Source organism: Neorhizobium sp. T7_12, from assembly GCF_002968535.1.
Taxonomy (GTDB): Bacteria; Pseudomonadota; Alphaproteobacteria; order Rhizobiales; family Rhizobiaceae; genus Neorhizobium; species Neorhizobium tomejilense.
Genome location: NZ_PVBK01000001.1, coordinates 803087 through 826233 on the forward strand (window position 1 = coordinate 803087; position 23147 = coordinate 826233).

General features: G+C 61.3%; 24 protein-coding genes. 2 read left to right on the forward strand and 22 right to left on the reverse strand.

What is annotated here, in order from left to right:
* Positions 1-10: 10 nt before the first annotated feature.
* The gene (locus C5J26_RS04085) at positions 11-1813 is read right to left on the reverse strand and encodes an adenine deaminase (RefSeq protein ID WP_105400599.1); all 1803 of its coding nucleotides are present in this window, start codon (positions 1811-1813) and stop codon (positions 11-13) included.
* A 196-nt stretch (positions 1814-2009) separates the two neighbouring features.
* On the opposite strand from C5J26_RS04085, the gene fdxA reads away from it, so the two are divergent.
* A complete protein-coding gene (gene fdxA, locus C5J26_RS04090; protein ID WP_105400600.1) occupies positions 2010-2348 on the forward strand; it encodes a ferredoxin in 339 nt (112 codons plus the stop codon).
* Here fdxA and C5J26_RS04095 read toward each other — a convergent pair.
* The 8 genes from C5J26_RS04095 to C5J26_RS04130 are packed head-to-tail and all read right to left on the reverse strand — an operon-like array spanning position 2345 to position 10729.
* Positions 2345-3748 (reverse strand): amidohydrolase family protein, encoded by a 1404-nt coding sequence (locus tag C5J26_RS04095; RefSeq protein WP_245441051.1) that lies wholly within the window; start codon positions 3746-3748, stop codon positions 2345-2347. The genes fdxA and C5J26_RS04095 overlap by 4 nt on opposite strands.
* Positions 3745-4668: a LysR family transcriptional regulator gene (locus C5J26_RS04100; protein WP_105400949.1), complete on the reverse strand. Its 924-nt coding sequence runs from the start codon at positions 4666-4668 to the stop codon at positions 3745-3747. Before C5J26_RS04100 ends, C5J26_RS04095 begins: the two co-directional genes overlap by 4 nt.
* A gap of 35 nt (positions 4669-4703) precedes the next feature.
* On the reverse strand, positions 4704-5480 hold the full coding sequence (locus C5J26_RS04105) for an enoyl-CoA hydratase-related protein (protein WP_105400601.1): 777 nt from the start codon (positions 5478-5480) through the stop codon (positions 4704-4706).
* Positions 5477-6634 carry a CaiB/BaiF CoA-transferase family protein gene (locus C5J26_RS04110; protein WP_105400602.1) on the reverse strand — a complete coding sequence of 386 codons (1158 nt, stop codon included), beginning with the start codon at positions 6632-6634 and terminating at the stop codon, positions 5477-5479. The genes C5J26_RS04105 and C5J26_RS04110 overlap by 4 nt, the downstream gene beginning before the upstream one ends.
* Entirely contained in the window at positions 6631-7989 is a 1359-nt protein-coding gene (locus C5J26_RS04115) for an FAD-dependent oxidoreductase (protein WP_105400603.1), read from the reverse strand. The genes C5J26_RS04110 and C5J26_RS04115 overlap by 4 nt, the downstream gene beginning before the upstream one ends.
* 54 nt (positions 7990-8043) lie before the next feature.
* A complete protein-coding gene (locus tag C5J26_RS04120; RefSeq protein ID WP_206051152.1) occupies positions 8044-8877 on the reverse strand; it encodes an ABC transporter permease in 834 nt (277 codons plus the stop codon).
* Positions 8874-9668, reverse strand: coding sequence for an ABC transporter ATP-binding protein (locus tag C5J26_RS04125; protein ID WP_245441070.1), 795 nt, complete (start codon positions 9666-9668; stop codon positions 8874-8876). Before C5J26_RS04125 ends, C5J26_RS04120 begins: the two co-directional genes overlap by 4 nt.
* A 26-nt stretch (positions 9669-9694) precedes the next feature.
* Positions 9695-10729 (reverse strand): ABC transporter substrate-binding protein, encoded by a 1035-nt coding sequence (locus tag C5J26_RS04130; RefSeq protein WP_046603970.1) that lies wholly within the window; start codon positions 10727-10729, stop codon positions 9695-9697.
* A 364-nt stretch (positions 10730-11093) separates the two neighbouring features.
* Between C5J26_RS04130 and C5J26_RS04140 the strand changes: the two genes are divergently transcribed.
* The gene (locus tag C5J26_RS04140; protein ID WP_046633205.1) at positions 11094-11522 is read left to right on the forward strand and encodes a helix-turn-helix domain-containing protein; all 429 of its coding nucleotides are present in this window, start codon (positions 11094-11096) and stop codon (positions 11520-11522) included.
* A 15-nt stretch (positions 11523-11537) separates the two neighbouring features.
* On the opposite strand, the gene C5J26_RS04145 is transcribed toward C5J26_RS04140, so the two are convergent.
* From C5J26_RS04145 to C5J26_RS04190, 13 genes are all read right to left on the reverse strand, one after another.
* Positions 11538-11786: a hypothetical protein gene (locus C5J26_RS04145; RefSeq protein WP_046633207.1), complete on the reverse strand. Its 249-nt coding sequence runs from the start codon at positions 11784-11786 to the stop codon at positions 11538-11540.
* Positions 11783-12523: a TfuA-like protein gene (locus C5J26_RS04150; RefSeq protein ID WP_105400607.1), complete on the reverse strand. Its 741-nt coding sequence runs from the start codon at positions 12521-12523 to the stop codon at positions 11783-11785. The genes C5J26_RS04145 and C5J26_RS04150 overlap by 4 nt, the downstream gene beginning before the upstream one ends.
* A complete protein-coding gene (locus tag C5J26_RS04155; RefSeq protein WP_172745746.1) occupies positions 12520-13791 on the reverse strand; it encodes a YcaO-like family protein in 1272 nt (423 codons plus the stop codon). Before C5J26_RS04155 ends, C5J26_RS04150 begins: the two co-directional genes overlap by 4 nt.
* Before the next feature lie 271 nt (positions 13792-14062).
* Positions 14063-14218: a hypothetical protein gene (locus C5J26_RS32525; protein ID WP_172723825.1), complete on the reverse strand. Its 156-nt coding sequence runs from the start codon at positions 14216-14218 to the stop codon at positions 14063-14065.
* 94 nt (positions 14219-14312) lie between these two features.
* Positions 14313-16253 (reverse strand): BTAD domain-containing putative transcriptional regulator, encoded by a 1941-nt coding sequence (locus tag C5J26_RS04160; protein WP_105400609.1) that lies wholly within the window; start codon positions 16251-16253, stop codon positions 14313-14315.
* Positions 16254-16503: 250 nt separating this feature from the next.
* Complete coding sequence (locus C5J26_RS32530; RefSeq protein ID WP_172723826.1) at positions 16504-16653, reverse strand: hypothetical protein; 150 nt, start codon at positions 16651-16653, stop codon at positions 16504-16506.
* 176 nt (positions 16654-16829) lie between these two features.
* Positions 16830-17693, reverse strand: coding sequence for a carbohydrate ABC transporter permease (locus tag C5J26_RS04165; protein ID WP_105400610.1), 864 nt, complete (start codon positions 17691-17693; stop codon positions 16830-16832).
* On the reverse strand, positions 17690-18610 hold the full coding sequence (locus tag C5J26_RS04170) for a carbohydrate ABC transporter permease (protein WP_105400611.1): 921 nt from the start codon (positions 18608-18610) through the stop codon (positions 17690-17692). Before C5J26_RS04170 ends, C5J26_RS04165 begins: the two co-directional genes overlap by 4 nt.
* Positions 18611-18671: 61 nt before the next feature.
* The gene (locus C5J26_RS04175) at positions 18672-19910 is read right to left on the reverse strand and encodes an extracellular solute-binding protein (RefSeq protein ID WP_105400612.1); all 1239 of its coding nucleotides are present in this window, start codon (positions 19908-19910) and stop codon (positions 18672-18674) included.
* Between the two features lie 43 nt (positions 19911-19953).
* Positions 19954-21024 (reverse strand): ABC transporter ATP-binding protein, encoded by a 1071-nt coding sequence (locus C5J26_RS04180; protein ID WP_105400613.1) that lies wholly within the window; start codon positions 21022-21024, stop codon positions 19954-19956.
* An 18-nt stretch (positions 21025-21042) separates the two neighbouring features.
* Positions 21043-21660 carry an HAD-IA family hydrolase gene (locus C5J26_RS04185; RefSeq protein WP_105400614.1) on the reverse strand — a complete coding sequence of 206 codons (618 nt, stop codon included), beginning with the start codon at positions 21658-21660 and terminating at the stop codon, positions 21043-21045.
* An 85-nt stretch (positions 21661-21745) separates the two neighbouring features.
* Positions 21746-22042: a hypothetical protein gene (locus C5J26_RS32535; RefSeq protein WP_172745747.1), complete on the reverse strand. Its 297-nt coding sequence runs from the start codon at positions 22040-22042 to the stop codon at positions 21746-21748.
* 325 nt (positions 22043-22367) lie between these two features.
* Entirely contained in the window at positions 22368-23147 is a 780-nt protein-coding gene (locus tag C5J26_RS04190) for an ATP-binding cassette domain-containing protein (RefSeq protein WP_046633225.1), read from the reverse strand.

Here is a 23147-nt window from a genome sequence, read left to right on the forward strand (position 1 = left end):
CTGCCGCCGCTCAGGCTTTTTCGAAGAGCGGCGAGATAACCATTTCCGGCACCAACACAAGTCCCTTGTCGGTGATACGGATTTCCGGGATGACCGACAGCGGGATGAGGTTGAACCCCATATAGGCGATGGTGCAGCCTGCCTTTTCCCATTCGAGCTTGAGGGCCTTCACCTCGTCGGCCACCTCGTGGACGCGTTTATCGGAGAGCAGCCCGGCGATCGGCAGCGGCACCATCGCCGTGACCTTGCCGTCCATGACAACGCAGACGCCACCCTGTTTTTCCTCGATCGCATCCAGCGCCAACTGCATGTCGAATTCATTCGTGCCGGCGACGATGATGTTGTGGCTGTCATGACCGACGGAGGAGGCGACGGCGCCCTTTTTCAGCCCGAAACCGTTGAGCAGCCCGTGTGCGACATTGCCGGCCGATTTGCCGTGCCGCTCGACGACGGTGACGAAGCAGAGGTCGTGGCGGTCGAAATGCGCCTGCCAGTGGTCGGCGGGTTCGAGCGTCACCGTGACATGGCCGAGCGTGATGCCGGGAAGCTCCGTGCGGATCGTATGGGCAGTGACGGTGTCGACGGGAAGATCGGGCGCCAGTTTCAGGTTTTTCGGCAGCTTGACGGTGTGGTAGGCGGCTTCCGGATAACGATAGGATTTTGAAAGCGCTTCATCCAGGATTGGCGTGATCTTGCGGTTGTCGACCACCAGTTCGCCGCCATACCAGGTGCTGACCGGTTTCAGGTCGTCGGTCAGAAGCACGAGGTCCGCCCTCCGTCCGCCGCCGAGTCCGCCGATCTCGCCTTCCATGCCGAAACGGGTCGCGCCGTGCAGCGAGCCCATCGCCCAGGCCTGTTCCGGCGTCATGCCCGCCTTGACCGCTTCGCGCGTCACCCAGTCGAGCCCGAAGGCGAGTAGGTCCTCGGCGTCGCGATCGTCGGTGCAGACTGCGACGCGTTTATGCGAGGCGCCGAGTTCGGTGATTGTCTTGATCGCATGCGGCAGGGAGTGCCACGGCGTCGTCGGCGGGCCGCCGCGCAGGAAGAGCCAGACGCCGGCTTCGAGCAGATCGTCGGCGATGTCGCGGTCTATTGCCTCATGGGTATCGGTGACGCCGGAAGCGGCATAGGCGGCGACGAATTCCCGGCCGTAGACGTGGCCCGAGACCGGCCGGCCGCGCTGGAGCGCTGCGGCGAGGATCGCATGGCTGCGCTCGTCGCCCATAACGACGGGGACGAAATCCATCTTTTCGCCGAGCGCCACGGCTTCCGGCCATTTGTCGAACAGTGCGGCGATTTTTTCCGGCGTCAGGTCGCCGCCGGCGGTTTCGAGTTCCGGAGACGTCGCAGGCACAGTGCTCGGCACGGTCAGGAAGATCGATAGTGGTGCCAGGCGCGCATCTTCCAGCATCGCCTCGACGCCCGCGACGTCCATGACATTGCCGATCTCGTGGCTGTCGCAGAAGATCGTCGTGGTGCCGTTGAGAAGTGCGGCCTCGGCATAGGCGCAGGCGGTCACCATCGAGGACTCGATGTGGATATGCGGATCGACGAGGCCCGGGGCGATGATGCCGCCCTTGGCATCGTAGAGCTTTGCCGAGCCGTGCCGGTAACTGCCGGCCGGTTTGACGGCAGCGATGCGACCACCCGAAACCCAGACCTCGCGGCCGTCGAGAATGCGCTCCGAATAGGTGGACAGCACACGGGCACCCTGGATGACCAGATCGGGATCGCGACGGGCGGAAGCCACATCGGCGAGACGGCGGGTCATGGTCGAAAGCGGTGGGACGGAGAAGCGGGTGAGGGTGCTCATGAAAATCTCATTTCGAGGACACTGGGAGGGACAGGCAAGGTTGTAGGGAACACCGGCATGGCAAGGAAGCGCCATTAGGAAGGGAACACAATTGGAGCGTTGCCGAAATTCGAACTCTTGCGGCGAAATATGCTGCTTTCCAGCAACGCTCAGGTTTGGGATAGTGCACTCAAGGCAATGAAAGGCAAACGATCCGATGGCCTATATCATCACCGAACCTTGTATCGACGTGAAGGACGGCGCCTGCACCGCGGCATGTCCCGTCGACTGCATCTACGAGGGCGGGCGGATGTTCTATATTCATCCGGACGAATGCATCAATTGCGGCCTCTGTCTCTCCATCTGTCCGGTCGATGCGATTGCCTATGACGAGGAGGCGACCGAGGCCCAGATGGCGTTTATTCCCGTCAACCGGGATTATTTCGGAGCCGAGGTCACCGGGCTGGGATCACCCGGCGGCTGGGACAAAAGCCGGACGCGGAGCATTGATCACCCCGTGGTGACATCGGCGCCCGTGCGCGAGGCAGCTCACTAGGTGTTCGACCAGCTTCCGTAATAGGCGCGGGTGGCCGCAATCAGCTTGCCGCATCTTTCGCGCTCGATGGTGAGGCGCGGCAAGTCCGCCTTTGCCTGCGCCAGCAGTTCCTTGCGAGCCGCATCGAAATCGACATTCACGAGCCTGCCGTCCCGCATGACCGGCCGGCCGGCGACATAGACGGCCTTGGCATGGGCGGCGGACATGCGGTTCAGCAGCACTTCCGCCTCATCGAGATCGTCGAAGACGCTGTCGGCGATTAGGGCCTCGTAGTCGATGACCGTAAAGTCCTCTCCGAGCGGGGCGTTGACGACGGTCGCACCGGTTTTAATCGCGGCCTCAAAGATATCGGCTGCGGTGAAGCTTCGTTCGAGCTCTCGCCCGCCATGCAGGAAATAGAGGAGCCGCATTTCGCGCCAGAGATCCTGGTCGTCGTCGAAGGCGCTGCCGTCCAGCCCGATGCCGAAGCGCAGGCCGCGCTTGACGGCATCCGCGAGCGGCGCGGTGCCGGAGCGCAGGCGCAGGTTGGCGGAAGGATTGGAGACGAGCTGGACGCCGCGTTCGGCCAGTAACTCATACTCGTCCGGCCGGAGTTGGACGCCGTGGGCGACCGCCAGACGCGGCGAGAGGAAGCCGATGTCGTCGAGATAACGGACGACGCCTTGTGGAAAGCGGCGGTCCAGCCATGCCCGCTGCCGCGGGCTTTCGAGCAGGTGCATGTGGATACGGCGATCGTTGGCGGCCGACGCCCCGGCGATCGCTTCGAGCAGGGCGTTCGAGCACCATTGCGGGCCGACCGGGCCGTATTGAACATCGACCAACGAATTGGAATTCGCGGCTGCCACTGCATCGGCCGCGGCGAGCTGATCGCGGAAGGGTGCATAGCGTGGGGCGAGGGGAGAAAGTGCCTCCCAGTCCGCCGGGTTCAGGAACGGTTTCAACTGTTCCGGGCCGCCATCATAGGCCCAGGCGTCGTGGTCGAGCAGCGGGCAGGAGAGGCCGAGCCGGATGCCGACATCCTTTGCGGCGCGGATCACCTCCAGGGCCTCGTCGACCATGCGAGCCGCATTGAGGGAGTTGTGGCAATGGATGGTCGCGGCGACGCCGGTCTTTGCGAGGCGGCCGAAGGCGACGAGGGCCTCGAGATAGGCGTCCGTGCGCGGGCGGAGCCGCATGGTCGGGATCCAGGTTTCCAGCGCATCGTCGAGGCTGCCGAAATCCAGCGTTCGGATGCCGTAGCCATGGTCATGGGCATTGACCGGCATCGGCATGAGAAGATCGCCGGGGACAAGCGGGATGGCGGAGGCCAAGGCGGGAACGGCGCCCAGCACCGCCTCGCCGCGCAAGGCTTTCTGATGGCCGGGATGCTGCAGGAAACGCTTGTCTTCGTTCGATGTCACCGCCTGATGACCTCCGCAATCTGGTTGCTGAATTTTTCGAGATCGACGCTGAGGGCCTCGATGACTGCCTCCGTCGCGTGGGTGAGCTGCCGGTTATGGGGCGCGACGATGCCGACCTCCATGTTCTGCAGGCGGGAGCCGGCGATCGGCAGGGCAACCACGTCGCCGGCCTTCAGCTCCTTCAGGAGACCGAGCGGGGTGAAGAAGGCGACGCCTTCGCCGGAGAGGATCAGCGGTTTCAGCATCATCTGGTTGTTGGTGGCGACAAGCGTGCGGCCGACGCGGTCGAGCGAGGCAAGTTCGACGGCAATCATCGAGCTCATCACCTCGTTGTCGAGCTGCAGCAGCAGCTTGAACTGGGCGCATTCCTGCAGCGTGGCGCTTTTCTGACGGGCCAGCGGATGGTGTTTGGCGACCATCACCATCAGCGGCATCCGCACGCCGTGGACCAGCTTGATATCGTGCGGCCGGGCGAGATCGAAGGTGATGCCGATATCGCAGTCGCCGTCGGCGACGAAATGGAAGATGTTGTTGAAGTTGTCGGCGCGGATGCGGAAATCGACCGCGGGGTTCTTGTGATGGAATCCCATCACGAATTCCGGCATGAACTGCACCGCGAGACTGTCGAGGCAGGCGATGTGGACGCGGCCGGTACGCTTGCCCTGCAGGTCGCCGAGATCCGATTTCATGATCTCATAGTGATGAATAGTCTCCTTGGCGTGCTTCAGCACCACCTTGCCGGCGGAGGTGAGGCGCAGGCCATCGGAGAACCGTTCGAACAGCGGCGTGCCGAGCTCGTCCTCAAGCTTGCGGATTTGACGGCTGACGGCGGAGGTCGCCACATGCAGCTCTTCGGAGGCCTTTCGGATCGAGCCGGCGCGCGCGACTTCGACGAAATATTTCAGGATACTGGCGTGCATATTCATCCCCCAAGATCCTGAAATTCATACCATACCTACCGGCCCTGCCAAACCGGAGCGCGCTTTTCGCGGAAGGCCGTCACGCCTTCGACGGCGTCCTCGCTCTGCAGCGCACGGATGAGCGCGGGGGTGCGCAATCCCTGAGCTTCCGAGGGGCTGAGATGGCCGGTGCGGTTGACCGTCTGCTTGATCGCCTTCAGCGACAGCGGGGCACAGGCGACGATATCACCCACCCATCTGTCGACGGCTGCATCAAGCGCATCGAAGGGCACGGTCTCGTTGACGATGCCGAAGCCCTGCATTTCGGCGGCGGTAAACTGCCGGCCGGTCAGCATCACGGCCATGGCAAGGTTGTACGGGATTTTCCGCTGCAGGAGCACCATGCCACCGTCGAGCGGCATGCGGCCGACGCGCGCTTCCGGCAGCCCGAATTTCGCGGTGTCGGCGGCGATCACGATGTCGCAGCCGAGCACCATCTCGAAGCCGCCGCCGAGCGCGTAGCCGTTGACGCGGGCGATCACCGGCACGTCGAGCGATTTGCGGAAGGCAAGGCCGCCGAACCCGTTGGTACGGCTTTCCGCCCAATATTCGAGGCCACTCTTGGTGGCGCCGCCCTTGAGGTCGGCGCCGGTGCAGAAGGCCTTTTGGCCGCTACCGGTCAGGACCACGCAGGAAATGTCGTCGCGGGATTCGATCTCCGACCAGATCGCGTCGAGTTCCCTTTCGGTCGCGGCATCGACGGCGTTCATGCGGTCCGGACGGTCGAGCGTGACCCGCGCTACCCGGTTCTCGACGGAAAATCCGACGGTCATGCGGCGTCTCCGCGGCGCGCGTCTAAGGAGGCGAGGATTTCAGCATTGTGCTGACCGAGGCTCGGCGGTGCGATGCGCACCGAGACCGGTGCCGCGGACATGTCGATGGGAGACCCGATGAGGCGGATCGGCCCGGCGGCCGTTTCACCCGCTTCGAGGATCATCTTGTTGATGACCGTCTGCGGGTCCTGCAGCGCTTCGGCGAGGTTGCGCACCGGCGCGCAGAGGATATCGACCTCCTCCAGGCGCTTCAGCCAATGGGCATTGCTGTTCCTGGCAAAGTTCGCGCGAAAGATTTCCTGCAGTTCCGGGCGATGCGCCATCTGGGAGTCGAAATCCTTGTAGCGCGGTTGGGCCGAGAGATCCTCGATTTCGAGCGCGTTGCAGATGTCCTGCAACGGGTTCTGCTTGAAGGCGCCGACCATGACGATCGCGCCGTCGGTCGTGTCGAAAACCCCGGTCAGCGGGAAGGCGCCCCAGTTCAAATCCTTCTCGCGCATCATGTGCGCGGCACCTTCCTGCATCTGCATGGCGAGCATGGAATTGTAGAGGCTGACGGCCACCTGCTGGCCTTCGCCGGTCTTTTCCCGGTGCAGGAGCGCCAGCAGGATGCCCTGGACGAGGTGCATGCCGGCGGAATAGTCAGCGAGCGGGGTGGCATAGATCGAGGTCGGATGGGCGCTGTCCGACTTACGGCGCATGACCCCGGAAAGCGCCTGGGCGAGGATATCCTGACCGCCCTTGTGCTGGTAGGGGCCGGTGAGGCCGAAACCGGTGCCGACGGCGTAGATCAGCCGCTTGTTGATCTTCTTCAGGTCGTCGTAACCGAAGCCCATGCGCTCCATCACGCCGGGGCGGAAGTTGTTGACGACGACATCGGCACCCGCGATCAGGGCGAGCACGGCGTCGCGGGCTTCGGTGAGCTTCAGGTCGAGCGCCAGGCTCTTCTTGTTACGGTTGAGCGAGCAGAAGACCGGGTTGTTGAGGCCATCGGGGTCGGAGCCGAGCGACCAGCGCGACAGGTCGCCGATCTTGGCCTTCTCGATCTTGATCACATCGGCACCGTAATCGGCGAGCGTCTGGGTGCAGCAGGGGCCGAGCATGACCTGCGTGAAATCGATCACGCGGACGCCGTCGAGTGGGAGGGAATTCATTCCGCAGCCTCCAGGAATGTTGCATTGTCGGAGGGCACGTCGCCGGGATCGGCACCCTGGGCCCTCATCTGTTTCTGGATCGCACGAATATCGCCTTTCCGAACGGTGGTTCCGGCGTTGAGCGCCACGACGGCGGCAACGCCGGCAGCTTCGCCCATCGCCATGCAGGGCGGGATTTCGCGGCTCGACTTCTGTGCCTGCGGTGTCGCCGAGTAGTGACGTCCGGCGACGATCAGCTGATCGACCTCGCGCGGCAGCATCGAGCGGTAGGGGGTGTAATAGTCGCGGCCGCGGCAGACGGTGTCGGAGAAGTGGATGCGGTTCATCACATCGTCCTTGGTGACCACGTATTCGCCTTCGAGAAGACGCGTCTGGCGCACGCCGGTCTGCGGCGCGAAATCGACCACATAGGCCTTTTCGAAGCCCGGCATCTTTTCACGGGTGAAATCGAGCAGGCGGGCGATACGGTTGCGGCCTTCGATTTCCGCCTTGGTGAGGTCCTCGGTCTTGAGGCCGGAGAGGTTCGGCATATGCGGGCAGTTGAGCCAGACGACGCCCGGCAGCGGGGTCTTCAGCCACCAGAAGGACCAGCAGCCGCCGATCAGGCGTTTTGCCTCATGGTCGATCTTCTTGAAGGCTTCCGGCTCCTCGAATTCGAAGCGCTCGGCCGCATCCGTATCGACGCCGCCCCAGCGGGAGACGGTGGTCAGGATGAAATTGGATTCCACATGCGAGGCGCCGGCGGAGGCCGCGACATCGAGGTCGCCGGTGGTGTCGATGACGACATCGCCGAGGATCGCTTCCATGCCGGACTTGGTCTGGCAGATGACCCCCTTGATGGTCTTGCCTTCCATGATGGCGGAGGAGAACCAGCTATGGGTCCGAAGCTTGACGCCCGCTTCGGTCAGCACGTCGTAGGAGGCGCGCTTGAAACCGTCCGGATCGAAAGCGGCGGAGAAGCAGATGGGGTGCGGCATGGACTGGGTGTGGAAATCGAAGAGGCCCCATCGCGCCCAGCGCCGCCAGGCGTCCGGCGTCTCGCGGATGTCGAGTTCGCGGTCGCGGCCGGTGGGCGTGACGCAGAGGTCCCATTTCTTCATGCGCTCGATCATCTCCATGCAGATGCCCTGCACGGTGATTTCGAGATTGTTGATCATGTCGTCGAGCACCAGCACCATGCCGCCGGCGGCAAGCCCGCCAACGTAGGGGTAGCGTTCGAGGAGGGTCACCTTGGCGCCGTTGCGGGCTGCGGAAACGGCCGCGGAAATGCCCGCCGGTCCTCCGCCGACCACGACCACATCGGAACGGTCGACCACTGCGACGTTGCGCGCCGCCTGAAGAATTGTCTGTTGCATTGGTTCAAACTCCCAAAAAGTTGGGCTGAGGACAGTTGGTTCGGTGCGTTGGGCTCAGTGCGATCCGGCCGGCTTCCAGCGGATCATCCGGGCTTCGATCACCGAGACGATGAAGAAGAGGACGACGGCAAGGACCGCGGCGATCACGACGGTTGCGTAGAGCAGGGGCGAGCGGAAATTGTAGGTCGCCTCGATGATCAGAGCGCCGAGGCCGAAGCTCGAGCCGATCCATTCGGCGACGATGGCGCCCATGACGCTGCTGGTCGCGGCAATCTTCAGCGCCGCAAACAGGAACGGCATCGAACTCGGCAGCCGCACCTTCCAGAGGATTTCCGTGTTGCTGGCAGACAGGACCCGCATCAGGTCGAGCATGGCGGGGCTCGCGGATTTCAGGCCTTGGACCATGTTGACCAAAGTCGGGAAGAAGCAGATCAGCCCGGCGATGATGATCTTCGGTGCAAGCCCGTTGCCGAAGATCAGCACGAGGATCGGGGCGAGCGCAATGATCGGGATCGCCTTGATGAACACGGCGATCGGATAGAAGGCCTTTTCCGCCGTCGCGCTGTGGACGAACCAGATCGCCAGAAGGATGGCGACGAGATTGCCGAAGACGAAGCCGAGGAAGGCTTCGAGGATCGTCGGCAGCATATTGGTCCAGAGGATCCCGGCGTTGTCGCGGAAGGCATAGGCGACATCGACCGGGCTCGGGGCCATGAAGGTCGGGATATTGAAGAACCAGACGACGAACTGCCAGAGGACCACGAGCCCGACGGCGGCTGCGATCGCCGGCATATGTTTGACGAGCACACCGGCCGTCGCATCGAGGAGCGCGATCTTGCGATCGGGGGCGGCGGCGGTCTTGGTGGTGGAGGAAACGACGTGGCTCACAGGCATTCCTCCAGAAGGTGGCGCAGATGCGCGGTGACGCCGATGAACTCGACGGTGTCACGCACGGCAAGCGAACGCGGGAAGGGGAGATCGACCTTCATGAACTCCTTGACGCGGCCCGGATGGGCCTGAAGCATCAGCACGTTCTGGCCGAGGAAGGCCGCTTCCGGGATGGAATGGGTGACGAACAGGATCGTCGTTCCGGTTTCCTGCCAGACGCGCAGCAGTTCCTCGTTCAGACGGTCGCGGGTGATTTCGTCGAGCGCCCCGAAAGGCTCGTCCATCAGCAGGATGCGCGGCCGCGTGATCAGCGCCCGGGCGATTGCCACGCGCTGGCGCATGCCGCCAGAGAGCTCGTGAGGGAGCGAATTTTCGCGCCCCTTCAGCCCGACCATGGCCAGCAGCTCATGCGGGTCCGCATGGTCGCCGGTTTGGGCGTGTTTTCCGACTTCCAGCGGCAGGCGGACATTGTCGAGTACGTTCCGCCAGGGAAGCAGCGTCGCATCCTGGAAAACGAAGGCGAAGTCGCGGCTCTGGCGAGCCTCCTGCGGGCTGCGGCCGAACACGGAAATCGAACCGTCGCTGATGTGGACGAGATCCGCCACACATCTGAGCAGGGTCGATTTTCCGCAGCCCGAGGGCCCAAGCATGGTGACGAAGGCACCTTCCGGTATGTCCACGGAAACATCGGAAAGGGCCGTGAATTCGTTGTTCCTGTCGCCGAACCGGACGGAGAGGTTTCGGATCGAAACCGCCGTGGCTGCCGGTTCTGTCTGGGGAACGCTCGGCATCAACTTCGCCGTTCCTAACATGGCTATCACCCCACCTGTTTGCGGATGTCGCTGGTGGCTTCGAGGATGGAGAAGTTCGCGACGTCGTCGACCGTCGGAACCGTCCCCTTGAACTGCTTGAGATCGGCATAGGCCTTGATCTGCGCCGCCCAGTTTTCACGCGACATGGTACCCCAGCCCGATGCCTTGGTGGTGGCGCCGAAGGAGAAGTCGACGCACGGGACCACGGCCTTCATTTCGCTTGCCTTGTCGAGGATCGGATAGGCCTCGCAGAGCATCTCGACCGCTTCCTTCTGGTTGTTGCGAACATAACCCCAGCCCTTGGCGGCGGCGCGGGTGAAACGTTCGAGAACATCCGAATGTTTGGCGATCTGGTCGTCGGTCGTGTAGTAGACGTTGGCGTAGAGCTGCAGGCCGCTATCCCAGAGCATCATGTCGACGCGGTTGTCGCCGAGCACATCGAGAGCGTTGACATTGGTCAGCCAGCCGGTGACCGCATCGGCCTGGCCGGTAATCAACTGGTTCATGTCCGAACCCATATTGACCATCTTCACCTGGTCCTCGGCGATGCCGTTCTGGGCGAGAAGCGCGCGCAGCAGGATGAAGGCGGTCGGCTGGGTGGCGATCGTCTTGCCGATCATGTCCTTCGGGGTCTTGATCGCCTTGTTCTTCAGCGAGAAATAGGTGAACGGATGCTTCTGGTAGCCGGACAGGAAGGCCTTGACCGGCAGGCCTGCAGAACGCGCCAGCATCACCGATGGGCTGGAGGAAATCTGGCCGGTCGCGGACTGGCCCGATGCCACGCCCGCGACGCCATCGACGCTCGGTCCGCCGGGGACGATCTCAAGCTCTATGCCCTGTTCCTGGAAAAAACCCTTCTTCATGGCGGCGACTTCGCCGAGCACGCCGTTCGAGGCGAGCCAGCCGAGCTGCATGCGCACTTTCGCCACGTCCTTGGCGTTGCCGGCCCGGATGCCGAGGAAGCTGGAGGTGGCGGCAAGGCCGCCCAAGGCCGCGGCATTGGAGATAAAGCGGCGGCGATTCAGTGTGAAATGAGACATAGCGTTCCCCTGTTGGCCTTTTGGCCTGATACATTTTCGCTTGACTTCGCCGGTCTCAGCTGCCGGATTGAGGAGAGGATGGCGCAATGTCGCGTTCTAATAAAGAACAATAATTCGCATATTTGGTTGCCGAAAAGGCAACGCCAGATTCGCGGCGATTCCATGGAATTGGCAATCGTCAAGTATATCGCCCGAGCCGAAGCCTCGATATAGGGCCGAAGACTTCGCGAAGGCCTGATTCCTGGCGGACGTTTACTTAATTATCCACTCAAGATAGAAAATTCTTGAAAGGTACTCGGCAACCTATCGATGATAGGATACAAATAACACCTATGTATCCTAGCGCCGGAAAGATGGTCCTGCAGTGAGCAAAGCACCGAATGCCGCCGACAGAGAGGTTGGAAAGCGGATCCGCCTCTACAGGCGAGAGAAAAAGCTTACCCAGCCGCAACTCGCCCACCACGTGGGCATCACGTCTCAGCAGCTTCAGAAATATGAAAACGGCATCAACCGGATTGCAGTCGGCAAGCTGGTGGAGATCGCAACTGCGCTGAAGGTCGAGATGGTGGCGTTCTTCGACCGCATCCCGACAGTCGAGCCGTCGAACGACAACCAGCTCGAAGACCCGCAATTCGATTTCACGCATGAAGCGCTGCTGATGAGCATGGCATTCATGAGCATTACGAAGCCGGTTCTGCGCAAACGCATCCTGGAACTGGTCCAAGCGGTTGCCACGAAGGAATTCGAGGCGGAAGCGCTTTTCGCCGAGATCGAAAGACAACCGGCCCAGTGATCGGTCCCTGACGGTTTAAGGCCTGGGACCATCGTCGTCGAGGGCCAGCTTGGTCTTGTGGCGGAATATCGCATTCAGTTTCACGCTCCTCTCGTTTTCGGGGCTGACGCCCTCCCAATCGAGCGAGAGTTGAAGGAGTGCCATGTTCGTCAGGTGGACGACCGTGGAGAGCTGAAGGGATTCCGCTTCCTTGTTGACCGCAGAAAGCATGCGGAACAGGCGGGCGTATTCGTCGCTGGCGACGTCGTTTGCGAGATCAATCATTTCATGGATCCTTGCGCCGAGTCGACCTCGTCGCGCAGTTTTTCCCAATGGGCGGTCTGTGCGAACGTCCATTTGGAGTGTTTGTTGGAACTGCTGATGCCGTTTAGCCAGACGAGGACGGCTCTCGCATCCTCACGCTTCAATTCCACCTGGTGGCGTTTGATGTCGTGAAGGATCACTGCACTGCGCTGAGGATCGTTGAAATCGCATCGTTCGAGAATGGCCTGATAGGTCCGCTCGGTGTAGTGCATGAAATTGGCGGCGAGGAAAAATCTCTCCCGTTCGGCAGCTGAGATGAGCCCCATCCGCCCAAGCTTGCGGATTGTCGCCTCGTAATCGACGCGCGGCACCGAGAGAGGCATCCAGCCGAGCTCCTCGGGGCCGTGGATCAGTGCGACGGCTTCGTCATCGATCAACCGGCCGGCGGCATAATCGGAATATATCCTGCCGATGCCGACCATTCCGAATGCCTCGCATTCGGCAGCGCGCAAAGCTCCCATGCTCGAGCCGCCGCCGACGGAGACATCGCAGCTCAGCGCATAAAGAATCTCCTTGTGCCATACGGAGGCGGACTCGCCGAAATAGCCGTCGATCAGCGCGATCGCCTTGGCGCCGTCCTCGACCGCCTTCAGAATGTCGCCGCGCGCCGCAGGCCCGCGGAAGGTCAACGAGGGAAATCGTTGCTTCATCTGGCGGGTCGAAGACCCGAGACTCGGTCCGACAAAAACAACTTTCAATGCCGTGACCTCCTTATGGCGTTTGCAGCGCGGATACCGAGCTGCAAATATTGGCCTGAAAGTTCAACTTCCAAGCCGGGAACGACGACGCGGACGACCGATACAGGGAGCCCGGCATCCTGCATGGGAACGGCAACGACCTGCCTGATGCCGGCCAGCCTGAGACGGGCGAGTATGTGATCGATCGTGCCGTTGATAGAGTGGCGGGTTGCGTCCAGCTCGCGATACTGGACCGGGCGCCTGTCCAGCGACGACAGGGCGACCAGTCGGCTGAGAGCGTTGTCCCCCCGCATATGCTGATAGATCCGTGGCGAAAAGTCGTCGCGGCTGCCGGCAATCGCAGTCAGGCGGCTCTGAGCGGCCTCGGTGATGGCACGCAGCATTGCGCGTACCGGATCGGGATGGCAGCCGCAGCCGCCGCAAATCTGGCTCCAGCGCGGGTCTGACCGCTTGGCCGTGGAGTCCGGGATCAGCACGGCCAGGAATGCCGGAACCTGGAGATCCGTCGTCATGTCGAGGAGGAGGAGCTGTATGCCCGCGTTGCGAAGGCGGCGCACCATGAGGTCGAGCACGGCATCCTCGACGCTGGCCGGATCGACGAGGCAGGCATTCAATTCCTGTTCGGATTTGAGCTGGACAAGGGTCCAGGCGTCTCGCTCGACGAGTTCGCACAGCCCGTGCAGGAGCGCCTCGGCATGGGTGTTTCCGGAAGCAAGGCCATCGCTGGACTGCTCGAACCCGGCCGGCCGCTCGCCCCGGTGGTCCATCCCGGCAAGCCACCAGGGCACCATGACCTGATTGCCGGAGAGGATGTCGAGACCGGTGACCCAGGGTATCTGGCCATCGCCGATTTCGGAGGGCACGCATCGGGCGGTCGAATGAAGGTCGATCATCCCGCTTGCGGAGCCCGCAACGTCGTTAACGGTCGCCCAGGTGAGCGATGCCGGTTCGATTTCCGCGACGCGCGTCTCCAAAGCCTCCATGGCGGCCGAGGTGCGCGCCGCATCGGCATCGACGCCTTTGCCCTGGAAGACGGAAAGAGTGTGGCTGTTCGGCCGCGTCGCGAAGGCGACAGGAATGCCGACCCGGTCGAGGCCGGTCAGGAAGCCGACCCGGGTGATGCCGAGATCCCGGAAAAACGGGCTGATCGCGTCGAAGGTTTCCGCCGGAGAAACGCGCCGGTCATGATACGTGCTGAAACCCTGCTCCCGCTGCGTCAGGGAGGCTGCGAATGTCTGGATCGTCTGTGTCGATGACTGGATCTGCATCATCATTTCCGGCGGCCGAATTTCGAAGGACCCTGACCTCGAACGAGATTGGGCGGGCGACTGCCGGGTCTGCAAAAGCGGTTGCGGTGCCGAACTCATGCCGTCGAATCGTCCTCTCCAAGGGTCTCTAGTGCAGAAGAAACCAAAGGCACCGTGACTTGGGCGTGACAGGCTTGTTTAGGGGGCTTGTGTGGCTACTTGAACGATCTTTTGCTTGCCGGCTGGTGGTCAAGCCCAAGGCAGCCGTCGGCCCCTTGGGCTTCCAGGCTCATTACTGATATCTCATGGCATGCGTGACCTGAGAGAGCGCGTTCGGCGCAATTTCGGTCCGGCCGCCAAGTACGGCTTCGGCAGCGGCGGAAAACCGCAGCGTCGGGGCAGAGGCAGTGGTTTCAACCGGCTTGGAGTTCTTGAACTTCGTTTCCATGCTTTCTCTCCGCTAATAGGCAGCGTGTGCTGCGTGCATCGAGAAAGGACCACATCGGGTGTTATTCCAGCGTGACAGGCATTTTCACGCCTGTTTACGGCAGCCCGGCGAGCCGGAGGCCATGAATGAGAAGCTCGGCATGGGCCGGGTTGCGGTCCGGCACGAAGTAGCGAATGTCCTCGCTGCGGAAGTCCGGGAAATTTTCCCTGACGATCGCGGCATATTTACGCGCGGCGGGCATGTCGCCAGCCATCGCGTGACTGGCGGCAAGCAACCGCGCGGTGGCGTGCTTGGTGCGGACCGGGTCGATAGTATCGATCGCTTTCGAATATTCCTGGCGCACGTAATAGGTGGAGCCGAGGATCCAGTAGTAATGATCCGGCGGCAGCGGGTTCAATTTGAAGGCCGCGAGCCCGAGATCGAGAGCCTTGTCCAGGTCGCCCGCATGCGACAGGGCGTCCGAATAATCGACCAACACGTCCGCATCGCTCGGATTGAGGTTCTGAGCCTCCTGAAAGAGGTCCAGGCTTTCATCGAAACGCCGGCGGTAGAGCGAGATGAAGCCCAGCTCGCGGAAGGCGCGGCCGCTGCCGGGATCGAGATCGCGGGATGCGCGCGCGGATTGATTGGCCACATCCAGCAACTCGTTGTCCTTCATGCCGCGAACCAGCCATTCCATGCCGAGCGACCGTGAAATTCCGGCATGCGCCGGCGAAAAACTGTCACACCGCTTGACCGCCGATTTGAACCATTTGCGCGCCTGGCGCAGATGCTGCAGGTCGGTGCCGGACAGATAGCGCTTTCCTTCGAGATAGAGGCGGTAGGCGGAGGGATCGACGTCATCGAGGGACCTGGCGATTTCATGCCGTTCGATGACATCGGTCAGCGACATCGAAATACGCCGCGCCAGCTGGCTGAACGACGCTCTCATCTGCTGGACGTCGAGCGGCAGGTTGATGGCCCAGAGCACCTCGCCGGTGCCGACCCTCGTCAGCCTGCAGGTCGCAAAAATCTCGTCGCCTTCGCCCTGGATCGTCACGAACACGGAATAGTCGAACTGAAGGTCGCTAAGGGCCGATTGGCCCTGATTTGGATTGGTGGATCGATTGAGCAGTTCAAAGCTCGTATGGGCGGCGATGATCTTGAAGACACGCTGGTGGCTGAGGCCGATCGTGACGTCTTCCAAAAGAGCCCTGCCGAGGCGCTGGACCAGCGCATCCTGAACGATCGTCTCGGGCGGAAGGATCACCACGCGCGGCTGTGCCGGCATGACAGCCTTCGGGCGTTCCTCCGGTTCGGGCGTGCGGTCGGAGCCGGGGCGGCTGAGGATGCCGAGTTCGTGGGCGAGCCCAATCGTCTCCGGTGTCGGCGGCGTACCGTAATCGGCCCTGAGCTGGTCCCTGCATCGGCTATAGGCCTGACGGGCGCCGGCGAAGTCACCATGGGCGACATGATACTTCATCAACGCTCGCGCGGCGCCCTCATGGGAGGCATCCAGTTCGATCAGGCGGTTGGCAAGCAGGGGCAATGACGGGGACTGCTGATGGGACGATATCGCCAGCAGGCTTTCGATGTGGCTCGATCGCCAGTCACCGACCTTGCGCCGTGCGTCCAACAACCAGTCTTCCGCGCCGCCGGTCGGAGCCTCCACGGCTTCGAGCAGTTCGCCTCGAACAAGGTCCCAGTCCTCTTCCCTTAGAGGGCCGGGCTCCATCAGGGCGAGGAGATCGATGTCGGACCGATTGCAATCAAGCCTCAGCGCTTCTTCGTCGGTGACAAGGATGGCCGGGGCATCAGGACCGACAGCCTTGGCGATGCGTGCCAAAAGCTGACGCAGGCTGTTTGCGCGCTTCTCCGCGTCGTGGGAAGGCCAGAGAAGCCGCCGTATCGTTTCGCGGTCGACCGTCAATCTGGGCGCCATCGCAACGACGGCAAAGAGAAAATACGCTTTTTCCGGCAACGCGATGCTCGCGCCGTCCAACTCAAGTGAGGGGCGACCGAGCAACCGGATTTTGAGCGTCGTATTTTCGAGCATTATGTTGTTGTTCGGAACTACGAGTTGTTGTCAGAAATGTGTATCGTTAAGGGAACTATATGTACATGCATTTCTTGAGACTGTTGGACCAGTAGGATACAGCTATCGCGAGCTTCGTCAAAGCGGCTTTTATCGCCATGGTCGAATCGCGTTCCTATTTTCCCTCTTCCGGTTGAAGGTGGCGCGCCGAAAGCAATTCCGCAAACAGGGCGTCCAGGATGCAGGCGCCGGCTCAGCCAGGAAACCGGTATTACGTTGGGTTTCCAAGGAATTGGAAATACGCCCAGGCGAGAACAAGGCACACGATCACGGCTGCAACGACCGCCAACTTGCGCAACAGCGGGTTCGGTTCTCGCGGCGGTGGTTCCGGGCGTCGGAATTTGATGATGTTGTCGTTCATGGATCTGCTTTTACCGCTGAACGTCTTGAACCGCTATGGGGTTGCGATTGTTTTGTGGTGTTGCGGGTGCGATCAGCGTCCGAGACGGGCATAACAGCACGTCGATCCGCGTCAACTTACCATACTCTCGGCAATCCCTTCGTTCACAGGCCATTCCGGCGCGGTCCTTTGCCGGCCTACTTCACCGCGCCCGCCGTCATGCCGTTGATGAACTGGCGCGACAGGATGATGTAGACGATGATGATCGGCGCTGAGGAGAGCAGGAGTCCCGCAAACAGCACGCCCCAATCGGTCGTATATTCGCCCATGAAGGTCGTCAGTCCCTGGGGCAGGGTCTTCAGGTTGTCCTTCTGGATGAAGATCAGCGGGAAGAAGAAGTCGTTCCAGATCGGCACCACGTTCTGGATGCCGGCGATCACCATGGCCGGCCTGACCAGCGGCAGCATGATAGACCACATGATCCGCGGTTCGCTGGCACCGTCCATGCGGGCCGCGTCCTCGAGTTCGTTCGGAAGCGTGGCGATGAAGCCGGTCATGATGAAGACGGTGGTCGGCAGGCCCATCGCCACGTAGATGACGATCAGCGCCAGCTGGGTGTTCAGGATGCCCAGGTCGCGCATCAGGATGAAGAGCGGGATGATCGCGAGCTTCAGGGGAAGCGTCAGCCCGGCCAGGAAGAACATCAGCACGAAACTCGAGCCTCGGAACTTGTAGCGACCGATCGCATAGGCCGCCATCGTCCCGAGCGTCAGGATCACGACGATCGACGCACCGGTGACGATCACCGAATTCAGGAAATAGCGCAGGAAGTTGGTCTGGCTCCAGATCTTGGTGATGTTGGCGAAGTTGGAAAAATCAGGGATTGAGAACGGCGATTGGAAGATCTGTGCATTCGTCTTGAACGCAGCAAACAACATAATGACGATGGGAGCGAGCATCACCACGGTGTTCAGGATCAGGATGATCTGGATCAGCCCATCCTTGCCGAGCGTGGCGAGCATGCCGCGCCGATCGTAATAGTTTTGTGAAGCGGTGCTCATAACTGAATTTCCCTGGCCCGCAGCTTGAAGGTGATGACGCCGGCGACAAGGGCGATGAAGACGAAGATCAGTACGGCAAGCGCGCTGCCGGCGCCGAAATCCTGGCCCGAGCCGGATTGGTCGCCGAAGGCGGTGCGATAGAAATAGAGGCCGAGGACGTCCGTCGCCTTATGTGGCGAGCCGTCGACGCCGACCATGATATAAGGCAGTTCGAACCAGTTGAACGAGCTGACGAAAAGCAGCGTGAAGACGACGGTTGCGCTGGGCGCCACCAGCGGCCAGACGACCTTGCGGATCTTCACCCATTCGCTTTCGGTCTCCATGCGCACGGCATCCAGGATTTCGCTGGGGATTCGCTGCATCCCGGCGAGGAAAACGAGGGTCGGGAAGCCGACCATGTGCCAGGCATTGGCGATGATCAGTGCCCAGAGCGCCGTCGCACCCTGACCGAGCCAGGGCTGGGCAAGTCCACCGAGGCCAGTGCCGCGCAGCGAGATGTTCACGACCCCGAAAAGCGGGTGCAGAAAGAGTTTCCAGAGGAAACCGACGATGATGGTCGACAGTACGACCGGAAGGAAAACTGCGATCCGATGGAAGGCAGCGCCCGGGAGTTCGCGCCACAGGCAGTAGGCGAGCACGAAACCGACGCCGTTCTGCAACACCATCAGCGCGAAGAAAACCAGCACGTTGTGCGTGAATGCATTCAACGTCCAGTCCGCATAGGGCTGGGTGAACAGGACCCTGTAGAAATTTGCGAAGCCGACGAACTCGCCCCGCGCCAACCCGTGCCATTGGAAGAAGGCATAAGCAAATGCGGAGATGATGGGATAGACGACGAACAGGGCGACGAAGGCGAGCGGCGGCACGATCAGCGCCGTGATCCATAGACGTCGCGCCACGAGAGGCGATCCGGGCATCACAATTCTCTTTGGTTGGAAAATATGGGGAACGGCCGCTGTCCGGCCGCTCCCCTTTCGATTATTTCTTGAACGGTGCGTACCAGGCGGCGAGGCCGGTCGTCAGGTTCTTGCCGACCTCTTCCGGGGTCGCCTTGCCGCCGAACAGCTTCTGGATTTCGCCCTGCAGCAGGACGGAACCGGATGGTTCACCGTACCGGAAATGCACCAGCATGATGTAGGGGATGGAGTGCTTGTTGAGTTCGGCGACTTCACCCAGCAGCGGTTCCTTGAAGTTTACGCCCGGCACAGCCGAGATATTGTTCAGGTCGTCGGCGAACATCTGGCCGAATTCCTGGCTGGCGAGGAAGTTGACGAACTTCAGCGCCGCTTCCTTCTTGGTGGTCTTGGCGTTGACCGCATAACCACCATCGAAATATTGGGCGACCAGCTTTTCGTCACCGGCCTTCAGGCCCGGCATCGCGAAGATGCCCATTTTGATCGCGGGGTTCTGCTTCTTGAAGTTCGAAAGCTCGTAGGAACCACCGACGAACATGCCGGCCATGCCGGATGCGAAGAGCTGCTGCGATGAAGCGTAGTCGAGACCGATAAAGCCGTCAGGGAAATATTTGGTGATTTCCTTGAGCTTGGTGAGCGCCTCGATGTAACGCTTGTCTGTGAAATCGGCTTTGCCGGCCATCAGGTCATCATAGAAGCCCCGGCCCATCACGGTGGAGGCGATGCCGCCGACCATGACCTCGTTCTGCCAGGCCGTCGCCGTGCCGTTGCCGAACGGCATAATGCCGGCCGCCTTCAGCTTTTCGGAAGCCTTGACGAGTTCGTCAAAGGTTTCCGGCTCCTTCAGACCGTTCTTGTCGAAGATGTCCTTGTTATAGATCACTAGCATCGTCTGGCTGGCGAAGGGCACCGCGTAGGTGATCTTGCTCGAGCGGGCGGTTTCAGCGGCGACGGCGGCCGGTGCGAATTTCTCGAGCGCAGGAACGTTGGTCTTGTCGAGCGGCAGCAGATAGCCGGCGTTCGCGACGTTTTCCAGGCCGCCATAGGCACGGGCAAACATCAGGTCCGGTCCCGAACCGCCGGCAAGGGCGGTCGACAGGATGGTGTTGTAGTTCGTCGCTTCGAACGTCTCGAACTTGACGGTGATGCCCGGGTTCTTCGTCTCGAAAGCGGAGATAAATTTCTGGTACTGGGCCTTATCTTCCTGGCGCCAGCTCCAGAAGGTCAATTCCTGCGCCATTGCCGGCAAAGCCGTCGCCAGGGCCCCCAGGGCTATTATCGTGCTGCTAACTAGCTTTTTCATCTGGTTCCATCCTCTTGGTATTTATAGGAGACGAAAAGTGCTCTCAGGCCGCCAACCTCTCCCTCGTTGCGCGGCTGAAATAGTGGATTTGCTCCGAAGCGACCGTGATGACGACCGGCGTGTCCGGAGGGAGGTCGACCGAGGCCAAGGACCGGATGCCGACCAGCGTACCGTCGCCGAGGCGGACATATACATACGTGTTCTCGCCCAGATATTCGGTGTAGACGACGCTGCCCTTGAAACCCTCGGTATTCTCGTCCGTGGAGATCGTCATCGCATCCGGCCGGACGCCGATGACCAGATTCCGCTCGTCGGAATGGGGGAGGCGGGAGGCGCTGACCGCGCCTGATCCGGCAAGGGCCAGATGATTGCCGTTTCGCTCGACATCGAGAAGCGACATGCGTGGCGAGCCGATAAAGGTTGCGACGAACGTGTTCGCCGGCCTCTCGTAGAGTTCTCGGGGGCTGCCGAACTGCTCCACGTTGCCATTGTTCATGACGACGATCCGGTCGGCAAGCGTCATGGCTTCGACCTGGTCATGGGTAACGTAGATGGTGGTGCCGCCGATTTCCCGGTGAAGCCTTGCGATTTCCAGGCGCACGTCGGAGCGAAGCGCCGCATCCAAGTTGGAAAGCGGCTCGTCGAGGAGCAGGACTTTAGGCTTCCTGACCAGCGCGCGGCCGATCGCGACGCGCTGGCGCTGGCCGCCGGAGAGCTCTCGCGGCTTGCGCTTTAACAGCGGGTCCAGCCGCAGCATCTTGGAGGCTTCGTCGATGCGCTTTTCGACCTCGCCCTTTTCGAGGCCCATCAGCCGTGCGCCAAAGGCCATGTTCTCGTAGACATCCATATGCGGATAGAGCGCATAGGACTGGAAGACCATAGCGATGCCGCGGCGCGACGGGGCGACATCGTTCATCCGACGGTCGTCGACGTGAAACTCACCCGAGCTAATCGTGTCGAGGCCGGCGATCAATCGCAGCAGCGTGGATTTTCCGCATCCCGACGGGCCGACGAAAACGACGAACTCCCTGTCGGAAATCTCGAGGTCGATCCCGTGCAGCACGTCGACGGATTTGAAGCTTTTCTTGATGCCGCTGAGGGTCATTCGAGCCATGCCGAAACTCCGTACTCGTCAATTCAAAGTCTGCTCGACGGCAAGCGCCGCGAGCAATTTAGCCGTTTCAACCGAATCGCGATGGACGATGCAATGCTGCCATCCGACTTCGCGAGCCGACAGAACATTTTCCTCGATGTCGTCGATGAAGAAGACGTCCTTTTCCGAACATCCCTCCGCCTGCGATACTGCCTCAAAAATCACGCGGTCCGGTTTCTCAAGGCCCATTTCATGGGAAAGGTATTCGCGATCGAAATAACCGGCGCCCAGAAGGTTCTCGCTGATATGGCGCCAATGGATCGCCTGATTGTTGCTGAGGCAAACGACGCGATGGTTTTCCCGGAGCCTGCGAACAAACGCGATGAACTCATGAAAACCTTTGGCAACATAGGCATGCTCGGCTTCGTAGATGCTTTCGTGCGGCACATCGAATACCCTGGTCAGCGCCTGCACGTAGTCGACTTCCGTGGACCGCCCAAGGCGGAAATCGCGGAAGATCGCTTCCGGAACGTCGCCGTACCGCATGGACGGGCCTGCACCGCCGGCCTTCGATACCGCGCGGTCGCGGGAAGCCGGATCGAGCTTCACGAATACTCCGCCAATATCAAAAATGAAGAGTTTTTCGCGTTTCTTCATCAGCCGGTTCCAGCACCACTCCCCACCCCTTAAGTGTTAACAACCTATTAGATAATTCCGTCCTGTCAATTAAGTATGGAATTTTTTATTCGTATCGAATGTTTTCAACAGGCTGGTGCCGCCGTCGCTTCATTTCGACGGCGGATCTACTATGGGGATTGGTGCGGGATCTAATGAGCTGCAGGCGATAAGGCCTTAGAAATACGCCTGATTTGCGGGTGGCACGGTCATCCGGCGACGGCAATGCCGCGTAGCGGAATGGAATATAAAATTCTTTATGTTTTTCATGATAGGAATTTTCTATCGTAATCATTTTGGTCACAAGTACCGCCGATCGAACGATCGGCGGGAAGACCGATATCGTCCGGGTGATCGGCGTCATCCTTCGATGCATTCAAGAATGGCAGGAGATTTATTGTGTTGAGGACGCGCGCTGCTCGGATATTACCGGCAGGAAGGTCGCCTGGTGTTCGTGGCAGACGTCGGGGTTGAGAATGCCTATACCATGCCCGCACCCAGTACAGTCGGGCCGGCCGGGGGGAACGGCTGCTCCTCAAGGTCCGCAGCACAATGCCGCCGTCCTCTCCCGCGAGCGGGCCGCGGTGGGAGAGGGCGACGGGATATTATCGTGAGGTACCCGATCGCCTGTATCTCTTGGAACAGGCGATCGGAGGACGGCTCCGACAGGAGCTTGGTCGGGGCGACCGTTACGCCGCGACGGGCTGGGCGGGGGCCTTGGCGCCGGTCATGAAGGCGACCGCGTCGGACATCGTGTACTCTTTGGGATCGATCACGGTCAGCCGTCGTCCAAGCCGATGAATATGAATGCGGTCGGCTACTTCGAACACATGCGGCATGTTGTGCGAGATGAGCACGATCGGGATGCCGCGCGAGCGCACGTCGAGGATGAGCTCCAGAACCTTCCGGCTTTCCTTGACGCCGAGTGCGGCGGTTGGTTCGTCGAGAATGATAACCTTGGAGCCGAACGCTGCGGCACGTGCCACGGCGACGCCTTGACGCTGGCCGCCCGACAGGGTCTCGACGGCTTGGTTGATGTTCTGGATCGTCATCAGCCCGAGTTCCGTGAGCTTGTCGCGCGCCTGCTTTTCCATCGTCGGCCGGTCGAGCATGCGGAACCACTGTCCGAGCACGCCGCGCTTGCGGATTTCGCGACCGAGAAACATGTTGTCGGCGATCGACAGGGCGGGGGAGAGCGCCAGGTTCTGGTAGACGGTTTCGATGCCCGCGTCGCGGGCTTCCAGCGGCGACTTGAAATGCACCGGCCGGCCTTCGAGCGTGATTTCGCCCTCGTCGGGCCGTACCGCGCCGGAGATCGCCTTGATTAGCGAGGACTTGCCGGCGCCGTTGTCGCCGATGACGGCGAGGATTTCGCCGGGGTAGAGATCGAAATCGGCGTTGTCGAGAGCAGTGACGCGTCCGTAACGCTTGACCAGGCCGCGGGCTGTGAGAATGGGTTCGACGCTCAT

What these genes read in the sequence shown, in the direction of transcription:
- C5J26_RS04085 (WP_105400599.1), bottom strand. Translation starts at nt 1,813, where the DNA reads ATGAGCACCCTCACCCGCTTCTCCGTCCCACCGCTTTCGACCATGACC.
- fdxA (WP_105400600.1), top strand. Translation starts at nt 2,010, where the DNA reads ATGGCCTATATCATCACCGAACCTTGTATCGACGTGAAGGACGGCGCC.
- C5J26_RS04100 (WP_105400949.1), bottom strand. Translation starts at nt 4,668, where the DNA reads ATGCACGCCAGTATCCTGAAATATTTCGTCGAAGTCGCGCGCGCCGGC.
- C5J26_RS04105 (WP_105400601.1), bottom strand. Translation starts at nt 5,480, where the DNA reads ATGACCGTCGGATTTTCCGTCGAGAACCGGGTAGCGCGGGTCACGCTC.
- C5J26_RS04110 (WP_105400602.1), bottom strand. Translation starts at nt 6,634, where the DNA reads ATGAATTCCCTCCCACTCGACGGCGTCCGCGTGATCGATTTCACGCAG.
- C5J26_RS04115 (WP_105400603.1), bottom strand. Translation starts at nt 7,989, where the DNA reads ATGCAACAGACAATTCTTCAGGCGGCGCGCAACGTCGCAGTGGTCGAC.
- C5J26_RS04125 (WP_245441070.1), bottom strand. Translation starts at nt 9,668, where the DNA reads ATGCCGAGCGTTCCCCAGACAGAACCGGCAGCCACGGCGGTTTCGATC.
- C5J26_RS04130 (WP_046603970.1), bottom strand. Translation starts at nt 10,729, where the DNA reads ATGTCTCATTTCACACTGAATCGCCGCCGCTTTATCTCCAATGCCGCG.
- C5J26_RS04145 (WP_046633207.1), bottom strand. Translation starts at nt 11,786, where the DNA reads ATGATTGATCTCGCAAACGACGTCGCCAGCGACGAATACGCCCGCCTG.
- C5J26_RS04155 (WP_172745746.1), bottom strand. Translation starts at nt 13,791, where the DNA reads ATGCAGATCCAGTCATCGACACAGACGATCCAGACATTCGCAGCCTCC.
- C5J26_RS32525 (WP_172723825.1), bottom strand. Translation starts at nt 14,218, where the DNA reads ATGGAAACGAAGTTCAAGAACTCCAAGCCGGTTGAAACCACTGCCTCT.
- C5J26_RS04160 (WP_105400609.1), bottom strand. Translation starts at nt 16,253, where the DNA reads ATGCTCGAAAATACGACGCTCAAAATCCGGTTGCTCGGTCGCCCCTCA.
- C5J26_RS32530 (WP_172723826.1), bottom strand. Translation starts at nt 16,653, where the DNA reads ATGAACGACAACATCATCAAATTCCGACGCCCGGAACCACCGCCGCGA.
- C5J26_RS04165 (WP_105400610.1), bottom strand. Translation starts at nt 17,693, where the DNA reads ATGAGCACCGCTTCACAAAACTATTACGATCGGCGCGGCATGCTCGCC.
- C5J26_RS04170 (WP_105400611.1), bottom strand. Translation starts at nt 18,610, where the DNA reads ATGCCCGGATCGCCTCTCGTGGCGCGACGTCTATGGATCACGGCGCTG.
- C5J26_RS04175 (WP_105400612.1), bottom strand. Translation starts at nt 19,910, where the DNA reads ATGAAAAAGCTAGTTAGCAGCACGATAATAGCCCTGGGGGCCCTGGCG.
- C5J26_RS04180 (WP_105400613.1), bottom strand. Translation starts at nt 21,024, where the DNA reads ATGGCTCGAATGACCCTCAGCGGCATCAAGAAAAGCTTCAAATCCGTC.
- C5J26_RS04185 (WP_105400614.1), bottom strand. Translation starts at nt 21,660, where the DNA reads ATGAAGAAACGCGAAAAACTCTTCATTTTTGATATTGGCGGAGTATTC.
- C5J26_RS32535 (WP_172745747.1), bottom strand. Translation starts at nt 22,042, where the DNA reads ATGACGCCGATCACCCGGACGATATCGGTCTTCCCGCCGATCGTTCGA.
- C5J26_RS04190 (WP_046633225.1), bottom strand. Translation starts at nt 23,147, where the DNA reads ATGAGCGTCGAACCCATTCTCACAGCCCGCGGCCTGGTCAAGCGTTAC.